The organism is Pseudomonas sp. BJa5 (assembly GCF_030272875.2).
Taxonomy (GTDB): Bacteria; Pseudomonadota; Gammaproteobacteria; order Pseudomonadales; family Pseudomonadaceae; genus Aquipseudomonas.
The window spans coordinates 24,344-43,234 of record NZ_JALRNG020000013.1; the positions used below are offsets into that span (position 1 = coordinate 24,344).

General features: G+C 64.6%; 15 protein-coding genes. 8 read left to right on the top strand and 7 right to left on the bottom strand.

Translation table 11 applies throughout. The features are described from left to right. The first annotated feature begins 2 nt into the window (after window positions 1-2). The 3 genes from M2D63_RS09835 (at window position 3) to M2D63_RS09845 (ending at window position 6,169) form a co-directional block, all read left to right on the top strand. A complete protein-coding gene (locus tag M2D63_RS09835; protein ID WP_285862685.1) occupies window positions 3-3,155 on the top strand; it encodes an efflux RND transporter permease subunit in 3,153 nt (1,050 codons plus the stop codon). Next, entirely contained in the window at window positions 3,152-4,606 is a 1,455-nt protein-coding gene (locus M2D63_RS09840) for an AdeC/AdeK/OprM family multidrug efflux complex outer membrane factor (RefSeq protein WP_285862686.1), read from the top strand. The genes M2D63_RS09835 and M2D63_RS09840 overlap by 4 nt, the downstream gene beginning before the upstream one ends. Window positions 4,607-4,963: 357 nt before the next feature. Next, window positions 4,964-6,169, top strand: a complete 1,206-nt coding sequence (locus M2D63_RS09845; protein ID WP_405309623.1) for an OprD family porin — start codon at window positions 4,964-4,966, stop codon at window positions 6,167-6,169. A gap of 108 nt (window positions 6,170-6,277) precedes the next feature. On the opposite strand, the gene M2D63_RS09850 is transcribed toward M2D63_RS09845, so the two are convergent. Continuing rightward, entirely contained in the window at window positions 6,278-7,183 is a 906-nt protein-coding gene (locus tag M2D63_RS09850) for a TauD/TfdA family dioxygenase (RefSeq protein WP_285862688.1), read from the bottom strand. A 182-nt stretch (window positions 7,184-7,365) separates the two neighbouring features. Between M2D63_RS09850 and M2D63_RS09855 the strand changes: the two genes are divergently transcribed. Next, the gene (locus M2D63_RS09855; protein ID WP_285862689.1) at window positions 7,366-8,292 is read left to right on the top strand and encodes a LysR family transcriptional regulator; all 927 of its coding nucleotides are present in this window, start codon (window positions 7,366-7,368) and stop codon (window positions 8,290-8,292) included. On the opposite strand, the gene M2D63_RS09860 is transcribed toward M2D63_RS09855, so the two are convergent. Further along, window positions 8,249-9,295 (bottom strand): ABC transporter substrate-binding protein, encoded by a 1,047-nt coding sequence (locus M2D63_RS09860; protein WP_285862690.1) that lies wholly within the window; start codon window positions 9,293-9,295, stop codon window positions 8,249-8,251. The two genes, M2D63_RS09855 and M2D63_RS09860, sit on opposite strands and share 44 nt — an antisense overlap. Before the next feature lie 279 nt (window positions 9,296-9,574). Between M2D63_RS09860 and M2D63_RS09865 the strand changes: the two genes are divergently transcribed. The 3 genes from M2D63_RS09865 to M2D63_RS09875 are packed head-to-tail and all read left to right on the top strand — an operon-like array spanning window position 9,575 to window position 13,593. Further along, a complete protein-coding gene (locus tag M2D63_RS09865; RefSeq protein ID WP_285862691.1) occupies window positions 9,575-11,161 on the top strand; it encodes an ABC transporter permease in 1,587 nt (528 codons plus the stop codon). After that, window positions 11,158-11,982 carry an ABC transporter ATP-binding protein gene (locus M2D63_RS09870; protein ID WP_285862692.1) on the top strand — a complete coding sequence of 275 codons (825 nt, stop codon included), beginning with the start codon at window positions 11,158-11,160 and terminating at the stop codon, window positions 11,980-11,982. The genes M2D63_RS09865 and M2D63_RS09870 overlap by 4 nt, the downstream gene beginning before the upstream one ends. Before the next feature lie 9 nt (window positions 11,983-11,991). Continuing rightward, window positions 11,992-13,593 (top strand): arylsulfatase, encoded by a 1,602-nt coding sequence (locus M2D63_RS09875; protein ID WP_285862693.1) that lies wholly within the window; start codon window positions 11,992-11,994, stop codon window positions 13,591-13,593. Here M2D63_RS09875 and M2D63_RS09880 read toward each other — a convergent pair. Then, on the bottom strand, window positions 13,565-14,272 hold the full coding sequence (locus tag M2D63_RS09880; protein ID WP_285862694.1) for a Crp/Fnr family transcriptional regulator: 708 nt from the start codon (window positions 14,270-14,272) through the stop codon (window positions 13,565-13,567). The genes M2D63_RS09875 and M2D63_RS09880 overlap by 29 nt on opposite strands. Before the next feature lie 90 nt (window positions 14,273-14,362). On the opposite strand from M2D63_RS09880, the gene M2D63_RS09885 reads away from it, so the two are divergent. Beyond that, window positions 14,363-14,869 (top strand): DUF962 domain-containing protein, encoded by a 507-nt coding sequence (locus M2D63_RS09885; protein ID WP_285862695.1) that lies wholly within the window; start codon window positions 14,363-14,365, stop codon window positions 14,867-14,869. Between the two features lie 77 nt (window positions 14,870-14,946). Here M2D63_RS09885 and pcaC read toward each other — a convergent pair whose 3' ends face one another. Genes pcaC through M2D63_RS09905 form a run of 4 tightly spaced genes read right to left on the bottom strand, consistent with a single transcriptional unit; the run spans window position 14,947 to window position 18,827 of the window. Continuing rightward, complete coding sequence (pcaC, locus tag M2D63_RS09890; protein ID WP_285862696.1) at window positions 14,947-15,339, bottom strand: 4-carboxymuconolactone decarboxylase; 393 nt, start codon at window positions 15,337-15,339, stop codon at window positions 14,947-14,949. A 12-nt stretch (window positions 15,340-15,351) separates the two neighbouring features. After that, entirely contained in the window at window positions 15,352-16,143 is a 792-nt protein-coding gene (gene pcaD / locus M2D63_RS09895) for a 3-oxoadipate enol-lactonase (protein ID WP_285862697.1), read from the bottom strand. A gap of 10 nt (window positions 16,144-16,153) precedes the next feature. After that, window positions 16,154-17,518 (bottom strand): 3-carboxy-cis,cis-muconate cycloisomerase, encoded by a 1,365-nt coding sequence (locus M2D63_RS09900; RefSeq protein WP_285862698.1) that lies wholly within the window; start codon window positions 17,516-17,518, stop codon window positions 16,154-16,156. A 19-nt stretch (window positions 17,519-17,537) separates the two neighbouring features. After that, entirely contained in the window at window positions 17,538-18,827 is a 1,290-nt protein-coding gene (locus M2D63_RS09905) for an MFS family transporter (RefSeq protein WP_285862699.1), read from the bottom strand. Window positions 18,828-18,891: the final 64 nt, after the last annotated feature.

An 18,891-nucleotide genomic window follows, 5' to 3' on the forward strand; every position in this document is an offset into this window, starting at 1 on the left:
CCATGTCGAGATTCTTTATCGATCGCCCGATCTTCGCCTGGGTGATCGCCCTGGTGATCATGCTGGTCGGCGCCTTGTCGATCCTGAAGTTGCCGATCAACCAGTACCCCAGCATCGCACCGCCGGCCATCGCCATCGCCGTGACCTACCCGGGCGCCTCGGCGCAGACCGTGCAGGACACCGTGGTGCAGGTGATCGAGCAGCAGCTCAACGGTATCGACAACCTGCGTTATGTCTCGTCGGAAAGTAACTCCGACGGCACCATGACCATCACCGCCACCTTCGAGCAGGGGACCAATCCCGACACCGCCCAGGTCCAGGTCCAGAACAAGCTGAACCTGGCCACCCCGCTGCTGCCGCAAGAAGTGCAGCAACAGGGTATCCGCGTGACCAAGGCGGTGAAGAACTTCCTGCTGGTGATCGGCCTGGTGTCCGAAGACGGCAGCATGTCCAAGGACGACCTGGCCAACTACATCGTGTCCAACATGCAGGACCCGATCTCGCGTACCGCCGGTGTCGGTGACTTCCAGGTGTTCGGTGCCCAGTACGCGATGCGTATCTGGCTGGACCCTGCCAAGCTGAACAAGTTCCAGCTGACCCCGGTCGACGTGCGTACCGCCGTGGCCGCGCAGAACGTCCAGGTGTCCTCCGGCCAGCTCGGTGGCTTGCCTGCCCTGCCCGGCAACCAGTTGAACGCCACCATCATCGGCAAGACCCGCCTGCAGACCGCCGAGCAGTTCGAGAACATCCTGCTCAAGGTCAACCGCGATGGCTCGCAGGTACGCCTCAAGGACGTCGCCAAGGTCGGCCTCGGTGGCGAAAACTATGCAGTCAGCGCCCAATTCAACGGTAAGCCGGCGTCGGGCCTGGCGGTCAAGCTGGCCACCGGTGCCAACGCCCTGGACACCGCCAAGGCCCTGCGCAAGACCATCAGCGACCTGGAACCGTTCTTCCCGGAAGGCATGAAGGCGGTATTCCCGTATGACACCACGCCAGTGGTGACCGAATCGATCAGCGGGGTCATCCACACCCTGATCGAGGCGATCGTGCTGGTGTTCCTGGTGATGTACCTGTTCCTGCAGAACTTCCGCGCCACCATCATCACCACCATGACTGTACCGGTGGTACTGCTGGGCACCTTCGGCATCCTCGCCGCGGCGGGCTTCAGCATCAACACCCTGACCATGTTCGGCATGGTACTGGCCATCGGCTTGCTGGTGGACGACGCCATCGTCGTGGTGGAAAACGTCGAGCGGGTGATGGCCGAAGAGGGCCTGTCCCCCAAGGAAGCGACCAAGAAGTCCATGGGCCAGATCCAGGGCGCCCTGGTCGGTATCGCCATGGTGCTCTCGGCGGTACTGCTGCCGATGGCGTTCTTCGGTGGTTCCACCGGTGTGATCTACAAGCAGTTCTCGATCACCATCGTCTCGGCCATGGCCCTGTCGGTCGTGGTGGCCCTGATCTTCACCCCGGCCCTGTGCGCCACCATGCTCAAGCCGATCGCCAAGGGTGAGCATCACGTTGCCAAGCGCGGTTTCTTCGGCTGGTTCAACCGCAACTTCGATCGCAGCGTGCGCAGCTACGAGCGTGGCGTGGGCAATATCCTGCGGCACAAGGCACCGTACCTGCTGGCCTATGTACTGATCATGGTCGGCATGATCTGGCTGTTCACCCGCATCCCCACCGCCTTCCTCCCCGAGGAAGACCAGGGCGTTCTGTTCGCCCAGGTGCAGACCCCGGCCGGCTCCAGTGCCGAGCGGACCCAGGTGGTGATCGACGAGATGCGCGCCTACCTGCTGGACAAGGAAGCCGATACCGTTGCCTCGGTGTTCACCGTCAACGGCTTCAACTTCGCCGGTCGCGGCCAGAGCTCGGGCATGGCGTTCATCATGCTCAAGCCGTGGGAAGAGCGTTCCGCCGAGAACAACGTGTTCAACCTGGCCGCCCGTGCCCAGCAGCACTTCTTCACCTTCCGCGACGCCATGGTGTTCGCCTTCGCCCCGCCAGCGGTACTGGAGTTGGGTAACGCCACCGGTTTCGACGTGTTCCTGCAAGACCGTGCCGGCGTCGGCCACGACAAGCTGATGGAAGCGCGCAACCAGTTCCTCGGCATGGCCGCACAGAGCAAGGTCCTGGCTGCCGTGCGTCCGAACGGCCTGAACGACGAGCCGCAGTACCAGCTGACCGTCGATGACGAACGTGCCAGCGCCCTGGGCGTGACTATCGCCGACATCAACAACACCCTGTCGATTGCCCTGGGTGCCAGCTACGTCAACGACTTCATCGACCGCGGTCGGGTGAAGAAGGTCTATATCCAGGGTGAAGCCGGTTCGCGCATGAGCCCCGAGGACCTGCAGAAGTGGTACGTGCGCAACGCCGCCGGCGAGATGGTGCCGTTCTCTTCCTTCGCCAAGGGCGAGTGGATCTACGGCGCGCCGAAGCTGTCGCGTTACAACGGCGTAGAAGCCATGGAAATCCTCGGTGCACCAGCCCCTGGCTACAGTACCGGTGAAGCCATGCTCGAAGTCGAGCGCATTGCCGCGCAACTGCCCAAGGGCATCGGTTACTCCTGGACCGGCCTGTCGTATGAGGAGCGCCTGTCGGGCTCCCAGGCGCCAGCGCTGTACGCCCTGTCGCTGCTGATGGTGTTCCTGTGCCTGGCGGCGCTGTATGAAAGCTGGTCGATCCCGATCGCGGTCATGCTCGTGGTACCGCTGGGGATCATCGGTGCACTGCTGGCCACCAGCCTGCGCGGCCTGTCCAACGACGTGTACTTCCAGGTGGGTCTGTTGACCACCATCGGTCTGGCGGCGAAGAACGCGATCCTGATCGTCGAGTTCGCCAAGGAGCTGCACGAGCAGGGCCGCAGCCTGGTCGATGCCGCCATCGAAGCCTGCCGGATGCGTCTGCGGCCGATCATCATGACCTCGCTGGCGTTCATCCTCGGCGTGGTACCGTTGGCTACTTCCAGCGGCGCAGGTTCCGGCAGCCAGCACGCCATCGGTACCGGGGTAATCGGCGGGATGCTGACGGCCACCGTACTGGCGATCTTCTGGGTACCGCTGTTCTTCGTGACCGTGTCGTCCATGTTCGGCAGCAAGAAGCCCGAAGAAGACGCCACCCCTGAAACTCCACGCTATGAGGCCGGGCAATGAGTAAGTCCCTGTTGTCCCTGGCGGTCACCGCCTTCATTCTTGGCGGCTGCTCGCTGATCCCCGACTACCAGACCCCGGAATCGCCGGTGGCTGCGCAGTGGCCGCAAGGCCCTGCCTATTCGCCGACCGAGTCGGCGGATGTGGCCGCCGCCGAACAGGGCTGGCGTCAGTTCTTCCATGACCCGGCGCTGCAGCAACTGATCCAGACTGCGCTGGTCAACAACCGCGACCTCAAGGTCGCGGCATTGAACGTCGATGCCTACCGCGCGCAGTACCGCATCCAGCGGGCCGACCTGTTCCCGGCAGTCAGCGCCAATGGCAGCGGCAATCGCCAACGCCTGCCTGCCGACATGTCGCAGACCGGTGAAGCCGGTATCACCAGCACCTACTCGGCCACCCTCGGGGTGAGCGCCTACGAACTCGACCTGTTCGGTCGCGTGCGCAGCCTCACCGAGCAGCAACTGGAAATCTACCTGTCCAGTGAAGAAGCGCGGCGCTCGACCCAGATCGCCCTGGTGGCCAGCGTGGCCAACGCCTACTTCACCTGGCAGGCCGACCAGGACCTGCTCCAGCTGACCGAAAACACCCTCAAGACCTACGAGGAAAGCTACGCGCTGACCTTGCGCAGCAATGAAGTGGGTGTCGCCTCGGCCCTGGACCTGAGCCAGGCGCGTACCTCGGTCGAGGGCGCCCGCGTGCGCCTGGCCCAGTACCAGCGCCTGGTGGCCCAGGACCAGAACAGCCTGGCCGTGCTGATCGGCACCGGCCTGCCGGACAACCTGCCAGCAGCCAAGGACCTCGACAGCGACCTGCTGGCCGAAGTACCGGCGGGCCTGCCGTCCGACGTGCTGCAGCGCCGTCCGGACATCCAGGAAGCCGAACACCTGCTCAAGGCCGCCAACGCCAACATCGGCGCCGCCCGCGCAGCGTTCTTCCCGAGCATCAGCCTGACCGCCAACGCCGGTACCATCAGCCCGGACATGAGCGGGTTGTTCAAGGGCGGTTCGGGCACCTGGCTGTTCCAGCCACAGATCAACCTGCCGATCTTCAACGCCGGGGCACTGCGTGCCAGCCTCGACTACTCGAAGATCCAGAAGGACATCAACGTCGCCAAGTACGAGAAAACCATCCAGACCGCCTTCCAGGAAGTCTCCGATGGCCTCGCCGCGCGCAAGACCTTCAACGAGCAGTTGCAAGCCCAGCGTGACCTGGTGTCTGCCAACCAGGACTACTACCGTCTGGCCGAGCGTCGCTACCGTATCGGTGTCGACAGCAACCTGACCTTCCTCGACGCCCAGCGTCAGCTGTTCAACAGCCAGCAGTCGTTGATCACTGACCGCCTGTCGCAGCTGGTCAGCGAGGTCAACCTGTACAAGGCCCTCGGTGGCGGCTGGTACGAGCAGACCGGCCAGGCGCAGCAGCAGGCGCAAGCCGAGGCGTCGAAAAGCTGATTGACCGTTGCATGAAAGAGCCCACCTTCGAGGTGGGCTTTTTTTATGTGTTCGATCGCGGGGCAAGCCCGCTCCTACAGGTCTGTGGGAGCGGGCTTGCCCCGCGATTGCCGTAAAAACTAACCAAACAGTTAACGTTCGATTATCGCCCAGTTCCGCCTGTAACGAATTGATTCCCCCTGCCCGTCGCCGCACCATCCTTTCTCAGCTGTTCCCAGCTTGTAACCCCAAGATCGATGCCCGGCCTGCGACCTTCAACCGTCGCAGCGGATGGCTTCGGCTTACATAAAAACAAGAGACACACACAAGATGACCGCACTCCCACCCGCACGACACCTGCTTCCAGGCCTGCTGGCCATGACTTGCACCCTGCCCGCGTTCGCGGCCGAAGGGGGCTTTGTCGAAGATGCCAAGGCCAGCCTCAACCTGCGCAATTTCTATATCAACCGCAATTTCGTCGACCCGGCCAACCCCCAGGGCAAGGCCGAGGAATGGACCCAGAGTTTCATCCTCGATGCCCGCTCCGGGTTTACCCAGGGCCTGGTCGGTTTCGGTGTCGATGTGCTGGGCCTGTATTCGGTCAAGCTCGATGGTGGCCGCGGCACGACCAATACCCAGCTGTTGCCGGTGCATGACGACGGTCGCCCGGCCGATGATTTCGGGCGCCTGGGCGTGGCACTCAAGGCCAAGGTCTCCAACACCGAGCTCAAGGTCGGCGAATGGATGCCGGTGCTGCCGATCCTGCGCTCGGATGACGGCCGCTCGCTGCCGCAGACCTTCCGTGGCGGGCAGGTCACCTCCCAGGAAATCGCCGGCCTGACCCTCTATGCCGGCCAGTTCCGCGCCAACAGCCCGCGCAACGACGCGAGCATGGAAGACATGTCGTTGAACGGCCGGCCGGCCTTCACCTCCGACCGCTTCAATTTTGCCGGTGGCGAATACAGCTTCAACGACAAGCGCACACTGATCGGCCTGTGGAACGCCGAGCTCAAGGACATCTATAACCAGCAGTACATCAACCTGGTGCACAGCCAGCCCCTGGGCGACTGGACCCTGGGCGCCAACCTCGGTTATTTCATCGGCAAGGAAGATGGCGCCGAACGCGCCGGTGAGCTGGACAACCGCACCGCCTCGGCCCTGCTCTCGGCCCGCTATGGCAGCAACACCTTCTATGTCGGCCTGCAGCGCGTCAGCGGCGACGATGGCTGGATGCGGGTCAATGGCACCAGCGGTGGCACCCTGGCCAACGACAGCTACAACTCCAGCTTCGACAATGCCCGGGAGCGCTCCTGGCAGGTGCGTCACGACTTCAACTTCGCCGGCGTCGGCGTGCCTGGCCTGACCTTGATGAACCGCTACATCAGCGGTGACAACGTGCACACCGGGGCGATCACCGATGGCGAGGAATGGGCGCGGGAATCGGAACTGGCCTATGTGATCCAGTCCGGGAGCCTGAAAAACCTGTCGGTCAAATGGCGCAACTCGACCATGCGCCGCGACTACAGCACCAATGCCTTCGACGAGAACCGCCTGATCATCAGCTACCCCATAAGCATCCTTTAATGCATCGCGGGGCAAGCCCGCTCCCACAGAGGTCCTGAACTGCCCCCCAGTGTCCAACTTTTGGGGTGCAGTTCATCCTGTGGGAGCGGGCTTGCCCCGCGATTGGCCTCACACCCCGCGCGTGGTCCGGCTGCGCTGCCCGCCAACGCCAACCGGCACATCGCCCTGCAAGGTCACCCGCCGCACCACCCGGCCCTGGGTGCCGTAGTCATCGACGGCGTAATGCTGGGTGGCGCGGTTGTCCCAGATCGCCACGTCGCCCGCCTGCCAACGCCAGCGCACGGTGTTTTCCAGGCGAGTGACATGGCTCTGCAGCAGGTTGAACAGGTGCGTGGAGTCGAACTGCGAATAGCCCTTCAGGCGTTTGACGAAGTGCCCGAGCAGCAGGGTTTTCTCGCCGCTGACCGGATGTACCCGCACAACCGGGTGCTCGGTTTCATACACGGTCGAGGTGAAGATCCGGCGGTAGCTTTCCTGCTGCTCCAGCGTGACATTCGGCTTGGCCCCTGCATAGTCGTACTCGTTGCTGTGCACGGCCCAGAGCTGGTCAGCCAGGGCCTGCAGTTCCGCCGGCAAGTCCTGGTAGGCCGATGCCGTGTTGGCCCAGACGGTGTCACCGCCCGATTCCGGCGCCACCACCGAGCGCAGGATCGAGGCCTTGGGATAGGCGTCGACGAAGGTCACGTCGGTGTGCCAGGAGTTGGCCCGGCGCCCTTCGCCGCCGTCCAGTTCCAGCAGAAAGCGCGTGCCGTCGCGCACCGGCACGGTGGGGTGGGCGATCGGCTCGCCAAGCAGGTGGGCGAAGGCTTCCTGGCCCTGGTCATCGAGGTGGTGCTGGGCGCGGAAGAACACCACCTTGTGCGCCACCAGCGCGGCCTGGATGGCCTCGATCACCGCGGGCTCGAGGTCGGCGCTCAATTGCACCCCGCGAATCTCGGCGCCGATGCGTCCAGCCACCGGGTGGATGTCCAGCACATGGCTGACGGCTGCTACGGCGTGTGCGGCATTGCTCATGGTACGACCCTCATCTGGCTGCTCTGGGAAAAATGCCGATGAAACACTTGCACTATCAATATGCAAATAAGCTCTAACAAATTGATACGTGCTTCATTGACGGAATAAGAGCTTGCATTTAAAACCTGAGCCTTCGTGGCGGCAAATACCTTCGCCGTATTTTTGGAATGCCGGGAAAGCATATGGATCTTCGCCAACTGCGTTACTTCATCGCCCTCAACGAACACCGCAGCTTCGTGCGTGCCGCCGACGCCATGGGCATCACCCAGCCCGCCTTCAGCCGCAGCATCCAGGGCCTGGAGCAGGAGTTCGGTTGCGTGCTGGTGGACCGTGGCAACAAGGACCTGCGCCCAACGCCCGAAGGCCAGGTGGTGCTGCAGCACGCCTTGCGCCTGGTCCAGGGGGCGGCGTTGTTGAGCAGCGAAGTGCTGGAGATGACCAAGCTCGATGCCGGCGAACTGCATTTCGGTTGCGGGCCCGCACCGGCGGTGCAACTGGTGCCCCAGGCGCTGGCGCAGTTTCTCGACGCCCACCCCAAGGTGCGCACCCGTCTCGAAGTGGATAACTGGGAAAAGCTCGGCAGGGCGTTGAACCGCGAGGAAATTGAATTCTTCGTCGCCGATATCCGCCAGTTCGAAGCCGATCCCAACTTCCATACCCTGCCCCTGAGCCCCCGTCGCGGCCTGTTCTTCTGCCGCCCCGGGCATCCCTTGCTGGCCAAGGACAGCCTGTCGACCAACGACATGTTCGACTATCCGCTGGCCACCACCTTGATCCCGCCGGGCGTGCGCAAGCTGCTGGCCAACCTGAGCGGCAAGACCGACTTCGTTCCGCAGATACAGACTGAACATTTGCCGACCCTGGTACGCCGGGTGCTGGGCAGCGACGCCATCGGCATCGGTACCGAGGAAGCCTTCGCCGAAGACATTCAGCAGGGCCGCCTGGTACGTCTGCACTGGCGCAACCTGCCGGCCAACCTCGACAGCCTCAATGCCCGCTGCGGCATTGTCAGCCGCAGCGGTTATCGCCTGTCGCCCGCGGCGCGGGCGATGATCGATACCCTGGTCAGCCTCGATCGGCAGCCAGCGGCGCAGCGGCTGGCTGGATAGCCTGGGGCGCCAGCCACTGGGCGACCTTGAACGGCTTGCGGATCAGGCGCTGCTCGGCGGCCAGGTCGACCGACGCCTGGAGCTGGTCGAGGAACGGCTGGTCGAGGCTGGAACGAAAGGTCTGCGCAAGCGGCTCGTCCTGCAGGTCACGCTGCAGGATCACCGGCGGGTAACTGGCCAGCTCCGACACCAGCTGGATGTAGGCCTGCTTGTTGCCCTCCTCGCTCAACCACTGCACCGCCTGCTGCTGGGCATCGAGCAGGCGCTCGACCAGCTCGGGGTGGGCATCGACGAAGGCACCGGAACCCACCAGCACCGCCTGGATACTGCCGGCGCCCCCCAGGTCACGGGTATTCAGCGGCAAGTCCGCCAGGCCGCGCGCCTGCAGGGCGTTCAACCCCGACAGCCCCCAGGTGGCATCGATCTGCCGGGCCGCCAGAGCGGCGATCGAGGCGTTGAAATCGAGGTTGATGACTTTGAAGTCCTTCTCGCTCAGGCCCTGGCTGGCCAGGGCGGCATCGAAGGACAACTGGCTCGCGGTACCACGGAAGATCGCCACGCGCTTGCCCTTGAGGTCCTGCAGGGTCTTGATGCCGCTGCCGGGCACCACGCCCAGGTAATGCTTGATGCCGCGCCCGGTGGCGGCCAGCAGGCGCGTGTCGACGCCGTTGGCCTTGCCGATGATGGCCGCCAGGTCGCCCAGGTAGGCGAAGTCGACCTGGCCGTTGGCAAAGGCTTCGTTGATCACCGGGCCCGCGCCCTTGAAGTAGTTCCACTGGATCTTGATGCCATCGGCGGCAAAGGCCTTTTCCAGCAACTGCTGATTGCGCAGCACATCGCTGACCCCGCCTCCGGAGTGCTTCGTGCCGGCACTCAAGTCCGGCACGGCAATGCGGATTTCCTTGACCGCAGCGGCCTGGGCCAGCGGCGGCAGCCAACCGACCACGGCTGCCAGGGCGGGGGCGGCGAACAGACTGAAAACACGGTTGATCGACAGGTTCATGGCACGCGACTCCTTGTAGTGGTGCGGCCACGCTAACCAGATCCCAAACCGATAAATAAATACTAATAAATTACATTTTAATAATAAAAAAACATAAGTACACCCTCACGGGACTCCGCGCCGGGGATGCATTCGGCGCAGGAAAAATATGCCTCGAAGGCATTGGATGTCGGTCTGGCGCAGTGCTTTAAATGCAGGCTCTTATCACCTATTCGAATTTATTTTTAGAAAAATATATCCGAAAGGAATATACAAATAGCCAATCCACGGAGGTCCGCCATGGCTCAAGTTTCCGTCTCTAGCCTGCCCCTGGCCCCCGCCACGCGGCGCCTGCACACACTGCCATGGCAACGCCTGCAAGGCTGGATCGTGCCGCTGGGCCTGGCCCTGTTGTGGTGGCTGGCCAGTAGCAACCGGTGGATGAGCGAGCAGATTCTGCCGGCGCCCAGCCTGGTCTGGCAGAGTGCCCTGGAGCTGAGCCACGGCGAGCTGTGGTCGCACCTGGCAATCAGCCTGCAACGCCTGCTGGTCGGGCTGCTGGCCGGGGTCGCCAGCGGTGCGCTGCTCGGCGCCTGGCTGGGCTTCAGTCGCCGCGCCGAACGCCTGGTGCTACCGACCTTCAACGCCCTGGCGCAGATTCCGACCCTGGCCTGGGTGCCGCTGTTCATGGTGCTGTTCGGCATCGGCGAATTGCTCAAGCTGGTGGTGCTGGTCAAGGCGATCATCGTGCCGGTCACCCTGCATACCCTGGTCGGCGTGCGCGATGCCCAGCCGCGCTTGCGCGAAGCCGCTGCCGTGCTGCAACTCCCCGGACACCTGCTGATCAGCAAACTGATCTTGCCCGCCGCCCTGCCCGCCTTCCTCGCCGGCGTGCGCCTGGCCCTGGCCACCGGCTGGTCGTCGCTTCTGGCAGTGGAGCTGCTGGCCTCCAGTGAAGGCATCGGCTACCTGATGGTCTGGGCCCGGCAGTTGTTCATGCTCGATATCGTCTTCGTCTGCATCGGCGTCATCGGTGTGCTGGGCTTTGCCATGGACCGTGGCCTGGGCTGGCTGGACCGGCGCCTGGTGCACTGGCCGCATCCCCCCGGCGCACAGCTGCGGGTGCAGCGCTTGCAAGGTATCGAACACCTGCAGGCACTGCTTCTGCCCCTGGCACTGCTGCTGGCCTGGCAACTGGCGAGCCAGTTGCACTGGGTCGATGCCAACATTCTCGTGGCGCCCTGGCAGGTGCTGCTCACCACCTGGCAAGGCGTGCTCGACGGTTCGTTGATTGCCGCCCTGGTGGTCAGTGTCGGCCGGGCCCTGGGGGGATTGCTGCTCGGTGGCGGACTGGGGTTTGGCCTGGGGCTGTGGCTTGGGCTTTCAGCGCCTGCCGAGCGCCTGCTGGCGCCCACCCTGGCGGCCCTGCGGCAGATCGCGATCTTCGCCTGGGTGCCCTTGCTCACCGCCTGGTTCGGCCTGGGCGAACTGGCCAAATGGGTGTTCGTGGGCCTTGCGGCGTTCTTTCCGCTGTTCATCGCCACCCAGCGCAGCGTCGCCCAGCGCTCGGCGCAACTGGACGAAGCCGCCCGGGTGCTGCACCTGGACCTGCGCCAGCGCCTGTTGCGCCTGGTACTGCCCGGCGCCGCACCGGGCATTTTCGCCGGCCTGCGCGTGGGCCTGATCTATGCCTGGCTCGGCACCATCGGCGCCGAGTACTTCATGCCCTCGGGCGGCGGTATCGGCAGCCTGATGATCGGCGCCCAGCAACTGTTGCGCATGGACCTGATCATGGCCGGGATGCTCCTGGTCGGCCTCACCGGGGCGCTGTTGGGCGCCCTCGGACAACACATCGAATCGCGTGCCACGCGCTGGAGACGAGCATGAATGCCATTGCCCATCCCTTGGTCAGCTTCAATCAGATCGGCAAACACTTCGCGGTAGCCGGCGGCGAGCTGGAGGCCATCCGCGACTTCAACCTGCAGATTGCCGACGGCGAGTTCGTCGCCATCGTCGGCGCCAGCGGTTGCGGCAAATCCACCTTGTTGCGCCTGCTGATCGGCCTGGACAACGACTACCGGGGGCAGATCCTGATCGACGGCCAGCCACTGACCGGCATCGGCCGCGAGCGTGGCATCGTGTTCCAGGAACATCGCCTGTTCCCCTGGCTGAGCGTGCGCGAAAACATCGCCCTGGGCCTGGTTAACGAAGCCTTGCCACCCCACGAGCGGGAACAGCGGATCGCCGACTACATCGCCCTGGTGGGCCTTGAGGACTTCACCCAGGCCTACCCGCACCAGCTCTCCGGCGGCATGGCCCAGCGTGTGGCGATTGCCCGCGGCCTGGTGGCCAGTCCGCGGATCCTGCTGCTCGACGAACCCTTCGGCGCCCTCGACGCCCTGACCCGCCAGCAGATGCAGGACGAGCTGCTGGCAATCCGCGAGCGGGCGCGGATCACCACCTTGCTGGTCACCCACGATGTCGAGGAAGCGCTGTTCCTGGCCGACCGGGTCGTGGTGCTCGAACCGCGACCGGGGCGGATCAAGCAGATCAAGCACATCGACCTGCCGCACCCGCGCCAGCGCGCCAGCCTGGATTTCCATCGCCTGCGCGAGGAACTGCTGCACGAACTGACCGCCGACGCCCGCTACCTGCCGGCCGCGCCGGTACAGATCAACAACCTGCCCCTGTCCTATCTAGCCTATTGAGAACCGACCATGAGCCAACGCCCCAACTTTCTGGTCATCGTTGCCGATGACCTGGGATTCTCCGACCTCGGCGCCTTCGGTGGTGAAATCGCCACCCCGAACCTCGACGCCCTGGCCACCGCCGGCCTGCGCCTGACCGACTTCCACACCGCGCCGACCTGCTCGCCGACCCGCTCGATGCTGCTGACCGGCACCGACCACCACATCGCCGGCATCGGCACCATGGCCGAGGCCCTGACCCCGGAGCTGATCGGTAAGCCCGGCTACGAAGGCTACCTCAACGACCGCGTGGTGGCCCTGCCGGAGCTGCTGCGCGAAGCCGGCTACCAGACCCTGATGAGCGGCAAGTGGCACCTGGGCCTGAAAGCCGAGCTTGCGCCCCACGCCCGTGGCTTCGAGCGCTCCTTCGCCCTGCTGCCCGGGGCGGCCAACCACTATGGCTTCGAGCCGACCTACGACGAACAGACCCCGCGCCTGCTCAAGTCCACCCCGGCGCTGTACATCGAAGACCAGACCTTCGTCGAGCACCTGCCCGAGGGTTTCTATTCCTCCGACGCCTTCGGCGACAAGCTGCTCGAATACCTCAAGGCGCGCGACCAGAGCCGCCCGTTCTTCGCCTACCTGCCCTTCTCGGCACCACACTGGCCGTTGCAGGCGCCGGCCGAGGTGGTCGCCCGCTACAAGGGGCGCTACGACGCAGGTCCCGAAGTGCTGCGCCAGGAGCGCCTGGAAAAACTGCGCGAGCTGGGCCTGATCAAGGCCGACACCCGTGCCCACCCGGTCGACAACCACTGGGCCAGCCTCAGCGATGAGCAACGCCAGCGCTCGGCGCGCTCCATGGAGGTCTACGCGGCGATGGTCGAGCGCATGGACTGGAACATCGGCCGGGTCCTGGATTACCTGCGCAACCAGGGCCAGCTGGACAACACCCTGGTGCTGTTCATGTCCGACAACGGCGCCGAAGGGGCGCTGCTCGAAGCCTTCCCCAAGTTCGGTCCGCACCTGGCCAGCTACCTGGACCAGCGTTACGACAACAGCCTGGAGAACATCGGCCGGGCCAACTCCTACGTCTGGTATGGCCCGCAGTGGGCCCAGGCGGCCACCGCGCCGTCGCGGCTGTACAAGGCCTTCACCAGCGAAGGCGGCATTCGCGTGCCGGCCCTGCTGCACTACCCGGCCCTGGCCCGGCAGAAGCAGATCAGCCATCAGTTCAGCACAGTGATGGACATTACCCCGACCCTGCTCGACCTTGCCGGCGTGCGCCACCCCGGCAAGCGCTGGCGCGGTCGCGATGTCGCGCCGCTGCGCGGCAAGTCGTGGCTGGGCTACCTGTCGGGGGAAACCGAGCAGGTGCATGACGAACGCACCGTCACCGGCTGGGAGTTGTTCGGTCGTCGGGCCATTCGCCAGGGCCAGTGGAAGGCGGTCTACATCCCGGGGCCGGTGGGCCCTGCCACCTGGCAACTGTACGACCTGGCCAGCGACCCGGGCGAAATCGACGACCTGGCGGCCAGCCAGCCCGAGAAACTGCAAGCACTGCTGGGCGAATGGCAGAAGTACGTCGAAGAGACCGGGGTGATTCTCAGCGAGTCGCCGTTCCAGCCGGACTAGCCAGGGCCTGCAGGCGGGCGAGGTCGAGAATCTCGATCTCGCCATAGCCCAGGCGCAACGCCCCTTCCTGTTGCAGCGACTTGAGGATCTGGTTGGTGGTCTGGCGTGACAGCGACAGCATCAGCGCCAGTTGCTCCTGGGACAGTTGCAGCAGGCGCCGGGTATCGTCCACCTCACCGTAACCGGCCGCGATCTGCAACAGCCGGTGGGCGACCCGTGGGGCCGCCGCCAGCAGGCTCTGTTGCTCGAGCGCGACAAACAGCCGGCGCAGCTTCTGGCTCATCAGCAAGGCAACGTCGCGCCAGTGGCAAGGGTATTGGTCCAGCAAGGCCAGCAGCTGCGCCTGCGGTACCCACAACAACCGCGTCGCGCCTTCGGCCTGGGCGTCATGGGTGCGCGGCTGACCGTCGAACAGGCTGATCTCGCCGAACCACTGCGGCGCCTCCACCAACGTCAGCAAGGCCTCCTTGCCCTCGTGGCTGACCGCCCCCACCCGCATCGCCCCGTCGAGCACCGCGTACAGGCCGCAAGGCGGGTCGCCGCGCTGGAACAGGAACTGCCCGGACACCAGCTCGCGCTGCCGGGAAAGATCCAGCAGGCTATCCTGAAGGAAACGTGGCAGATGCTTGAACCAGTGGCCCTGGAGCAGGGTGTCGCGCCAGGTGGGATCGGTGCTCATAACGCCTCGAAGGTCAACTCTGTCGGCTAGCCGACAGACAGCCGCAATGCCTGCAGGGCATGCTCAGGCCACCCTACAGGAGGAACAATAATGAAAAACCTGGTCGAACACCTCAGTCAATACGCCGCCTACCACCGCGACCCGCGCAACATTGCCACCCACTTCGTCGGCATCCCGATGATCGTGGTGGCGGTGACGGTACTGCTGTCCCGTCCGGGGCTGGATCTGGCCGGCATGTGGCTGTCGCCGGCAATGCTGGTGGCGATGGTGTCGGCCTGGTTCTACCTGCGCCTGGACCAGCGTTTCGGCCTGGTCATGGGCTTGTTGCTGGGCCTGTGCCTGTGGCTAGGCCAGGTGCTGGCGCAGCAAAGCACGATGGTCTGGTTGAGTGCGGGGCTGGGGCTGTTCGTCGCCGGCTGGGTGATCCAGTTCATCGGTCACCACTATGAAGGGCGCAAACCGGCCTTTGTCGACGATATCAGCGGACTGATCATCGGGCCGTTGTTCGTGGTGGCGGAGCTGGCGTTCCTGCTGGGGCTGTGCCCGGAACTGAAACGGGCGATCGAGCGCAATGTGGGGCCGGTGGCGATCCGGTAGAAGCATTGGGGGTCATCGCGGGGCAAGCCCGCTCCCACAGGTCTGCTCTGTGGGAGCGGGCTTGCCCCGCAATTGACTTACTCTCTGGACTCGACGCCCAGCTCATCCCACACCGACTCGGCCAGGTGGAAGGTCGCATTGGCCGCCGGGATGCCGCAGTAGATCGCGCTCTGCATCAGCACTTCCTTGATCTCCTCACGGGTCACGCCATTGTTGGCGGCGGCCCGCAGGTGCAGCTTGAGTTCTTCATTGCGGTTCATGCCGATCAGCATGGCGATGGTGATCAGGCTGCGGGTATGCCGTGGCAGGCCCGGGCGGGTCCAGATGTCGCCCCAGGCATGGCGGGTGATCATCTCCTGGAACTCGCCGTTGAAGTCATTGAGGTTGTTCAGGCTGCGCTCGACATGGGCATCGCCCAGCACCGCGCGCCGTACCTTCATGCCCTCTTCATAACGTTGTTTCTCGTCCACGAATCGCGCTCCTCAGCGGGCCAGCAGAAAATCGATGACACGGCGGCTGAACGGCTCGCCGACTTCGACGTTGGACAGGTGCGCCGCGCGGAACTCGGCGTATTCGGCACCGACCACATGCTCCTGGATGAACAGGCTGCCCGACGGCGGGGTCACCGCATCTTCGCTACCGGCAATCGCCAGCAGCGGTACGCGAATTTCGCCCAGTTGGTCACGGAAATCGGCATCGCGCACGGCGCCGCAGTTGGCTGCGTAGCCCTGGGGCGAGGTGGCCGCCAGCATGTCGGTGATGCGCTTGGCCTGGTCCGGATGGGCCGCCGCGTAGTCAGGCGTGAACCAGCGCTGGATCGAGGCGTCACGCAGGTCGACCATGGCTTTCTGGCCATCGCGCAGGACTGTCTCGATGCGCGGGTTCCAGGTCTCCGGGCCACCGATCTTCGCCGCCGTGTTGCAAACGATCAGCCGGTTCAGGCGCTCACCGGCATTGATCCCCAGCCACTGGCCGATCAGGCCGCCCATGGACAGGCCACAGAAGTGCGCACGTTCGATCTTCAGGGCATCGAGCAATGCCAGCACATCCCGGCCCAGCTGTTCGATGCTGTAGGGGCCTTCGGTTACCAGCGAGCCGCCATGGCCACGGGTGTCGTAACGCAGCACGCGAAAGTGCGCGGCGAAGGCCGGCACCTGGGTGTCCCACATGTGCAGGTTGGTGCCCAGGGAGTTGGACAGCACCAGCACCGGCGCGCCTTCAGGGCCGTCGAGTTGATAGTTGAGTACGCCACCTTCGAGTTGTACCTGTGCCACTTCAGCCTCCTCAGGCATTGGATTGGTGATGTTCGGCCAGCGCCCGCTCGACCCAGGCGCGAGCCTGGCCGAGGTAATGGGCGGGATCGAGCAGGCGATCGAGTTCGTCCGCCGAGAGTTCGGCGTTCACCTGCGGATCGTCGCCGAGCACGGCGCGCAGGTGACGGTGTTCGGCCACTGCACGCTTGCAGCAGGTTTCCAGCAAGTGATGGGCGTGGTCGCGGCCCAGGCGCTGGGCCAGGACGATGCTGACCGCTTCGGCCAGCACCAGGCCCTGGGTCAGGTCGAGGTTGTGGCGCATGCGTGCGGCATCCACCTGCAGGCCATCGGCGATGACCTGGGCCTGGCGCAAGGCGCCGGACACCAGGCAGCAGATCTCCGGCAGGGTTTCCCACTCGGCATGCCACAGGCCCAGGCTGCGTTCGTGCTCCTGGGGCATGGCCGCGAGCATCGTCGACACCAGCCCCGGCACCCGCGTCGCGGCGCCGATCAATACCGCAGCGCCCACCGGGTTGCGCTTGTGCGGCATGGTCGAGGAACCGCCCTTGCCCGGGGCCGAGGGTTCGAACACTTCCGCCGCCTCGGTCTGCATCAACAGGCTGACATCGCGACCCAGCTTGCCCAGGCTACCGGCGATCAGGCCCAGTACTGAAGCGAACTCCACCAGGCGATCGCGCTGGGTGTGCCAGGGTTGTTCCGGCAGGTGCAGGTCCAACTCTTTAGCCAGTGCTTCGGCCACCGGCAGGGCCTGGTCGCCCAGGGCCGCCAGGGTGCCGGAAGCGCCACCGAATTGCAGGGTCAGCAGGCGCGGCTTGAGCTCCTGCAGGCGCTGGCGATGGCGGGTCAAGGCGCCCAGCCAGCCGGCGATCTTCATCCCCAGGGTGACCGGCGTGGCATGTTGCAGCCAGGTGCGTCCGGCCAGCGGTGTATCGACATGGGCCTGGGCCTGACGCGCCAGCGCATCGGCCAGACGTTGCACATCGGCTTCGATCAGCGCCAACGCCACCCGCAATTGCAGGACCAGGCCAGTGTCCATGGCATCCTGGCTGGTAGCGCCCAGGTGCACATAACGTTCGGCCTCGGGCACGTCGCTGGCGATCACCTTGCCCAGCGCCTTGACCAGCGGAATCGCAGAGTTGCCGGCAATGGCGATGGCCTCTGCCAGGGCGGCGAAATCGAAGTGCCCGGCCCGGCAGGCGGTCTCGATCGGCGCCACCGCCAGCTGGGGAATCACCCCGACGGCGGCTTCGGCACGGGCCAGGGCGGCCTCGAAATCGAGCATGCCCTGCACCCGGCCACGGTCGGAAAACACCTCGCGCATGGCGGGCGCGGTGAAGTAGGCATCGAACAGCTGATTGCCCGGTCTCGGGTTCATCTACAAGTCCTTCAACAGGTCAATGATCGTTGTACAGGTAGGCCGCTTGCTTGGGCAGACGCAGGCTGAACAGGAACGCAATGGCCATCATGGCGGTAACGTACCAGTAAAAGGTGTTTTCCATCCCCAGTGATTTCAGCCCCAGCGCCACGTACTCGGCCGAGCCACCGAACATCGCGTTGGCCACCGCGTAGGCCAAACCCACACCCAGGGCTCGGACCTGCGGCGGGAACATCTCGGCCTTCACCAGGCCGCTGATCGAGGTATAGAAACTGACGATGCACAGCGCCAGGGTAATCAGCACGAAGGCCAGGAACGGGCTGCTGACCGTCTTCAGGGCCATCAGGATCGGCACGGTGAACACAGTGCCCAGGGCGCCGAACAGCAACATCGAATTACGCCGGCCGATGCGGTCGGAGAGCATGCCGAAGAACGGCTGCATGCACATGTACAGGAACAGCGCGCCGGTCATGATGAAGCTGGCAGTCTTGGCGTTCATGCCCGCGGTGTTCACCAGGTACTTCTGCATGTAGGTGGTGAACGTATAGAAAATCAGCGAACCGCCGGCGGTGTAGCCAAGCACTGTGATGAACGCTGCGCTGTGATGTCGGAACAATCCGGCCACGCTGCCGGCTTCCTTGTCGTTGCGGGTTTCGGCGCTGCTGGTTTCTTCCAGCGAACGGCGCAGGTACAGCGAGATCACGGCTGCAACCGCCCCGACCACGAACGGAATCCGCCAGCCCCAGGCGCGCAGTTCATCCTCGCTGAGCAGTTGCTGGAGGATGACCACCACCAGCACCGCCAGCAACTGGCCGCCGATCAGGGTCACGTACTGGAACGAGGCGAAGAAACCGCGCTGGCCGCGCAGGGCCACTTCACTCATGTAGGTGGCCGTGGTGCCGTATTCACCGCCCACCGACAGGCCCTGGAACAGCCGCGCCAACAACAGCAGCGCCGGCGCCCAGGCGCCGATCGAGGCGTAGGTCGGCAGGCAGGCGATGACCAGCGAGCCTGCGCACATCATCAGGATCGAGATCACCATCGAATTCTTGCGGCCATGTCGGTCGGCCACCCGGCCGAACAGCCAGCCACCGATGGGTCGCATCAGGAACCCGGCGGCGAATACCCCGGCGGTGTTGAGCAACTGCACGGTCGGATCGTCGGAAGGAAAGAACGCCGGGGCGAAGTAGATGGCGCAGAAGGCATAGACATAGAAGTCGAACCACTCCACCAGGTTGCCCGAAGAGGCACCGACGATGGCGAAGATACGCTTACTGCGCTCCTCACCGGTGTAATAGGCTGTTGTCATGGCATTTCACTCCTGGAGAGGGTTACTGGAGTCTAGACACATTCAGTAACACTCTCGTTCCACA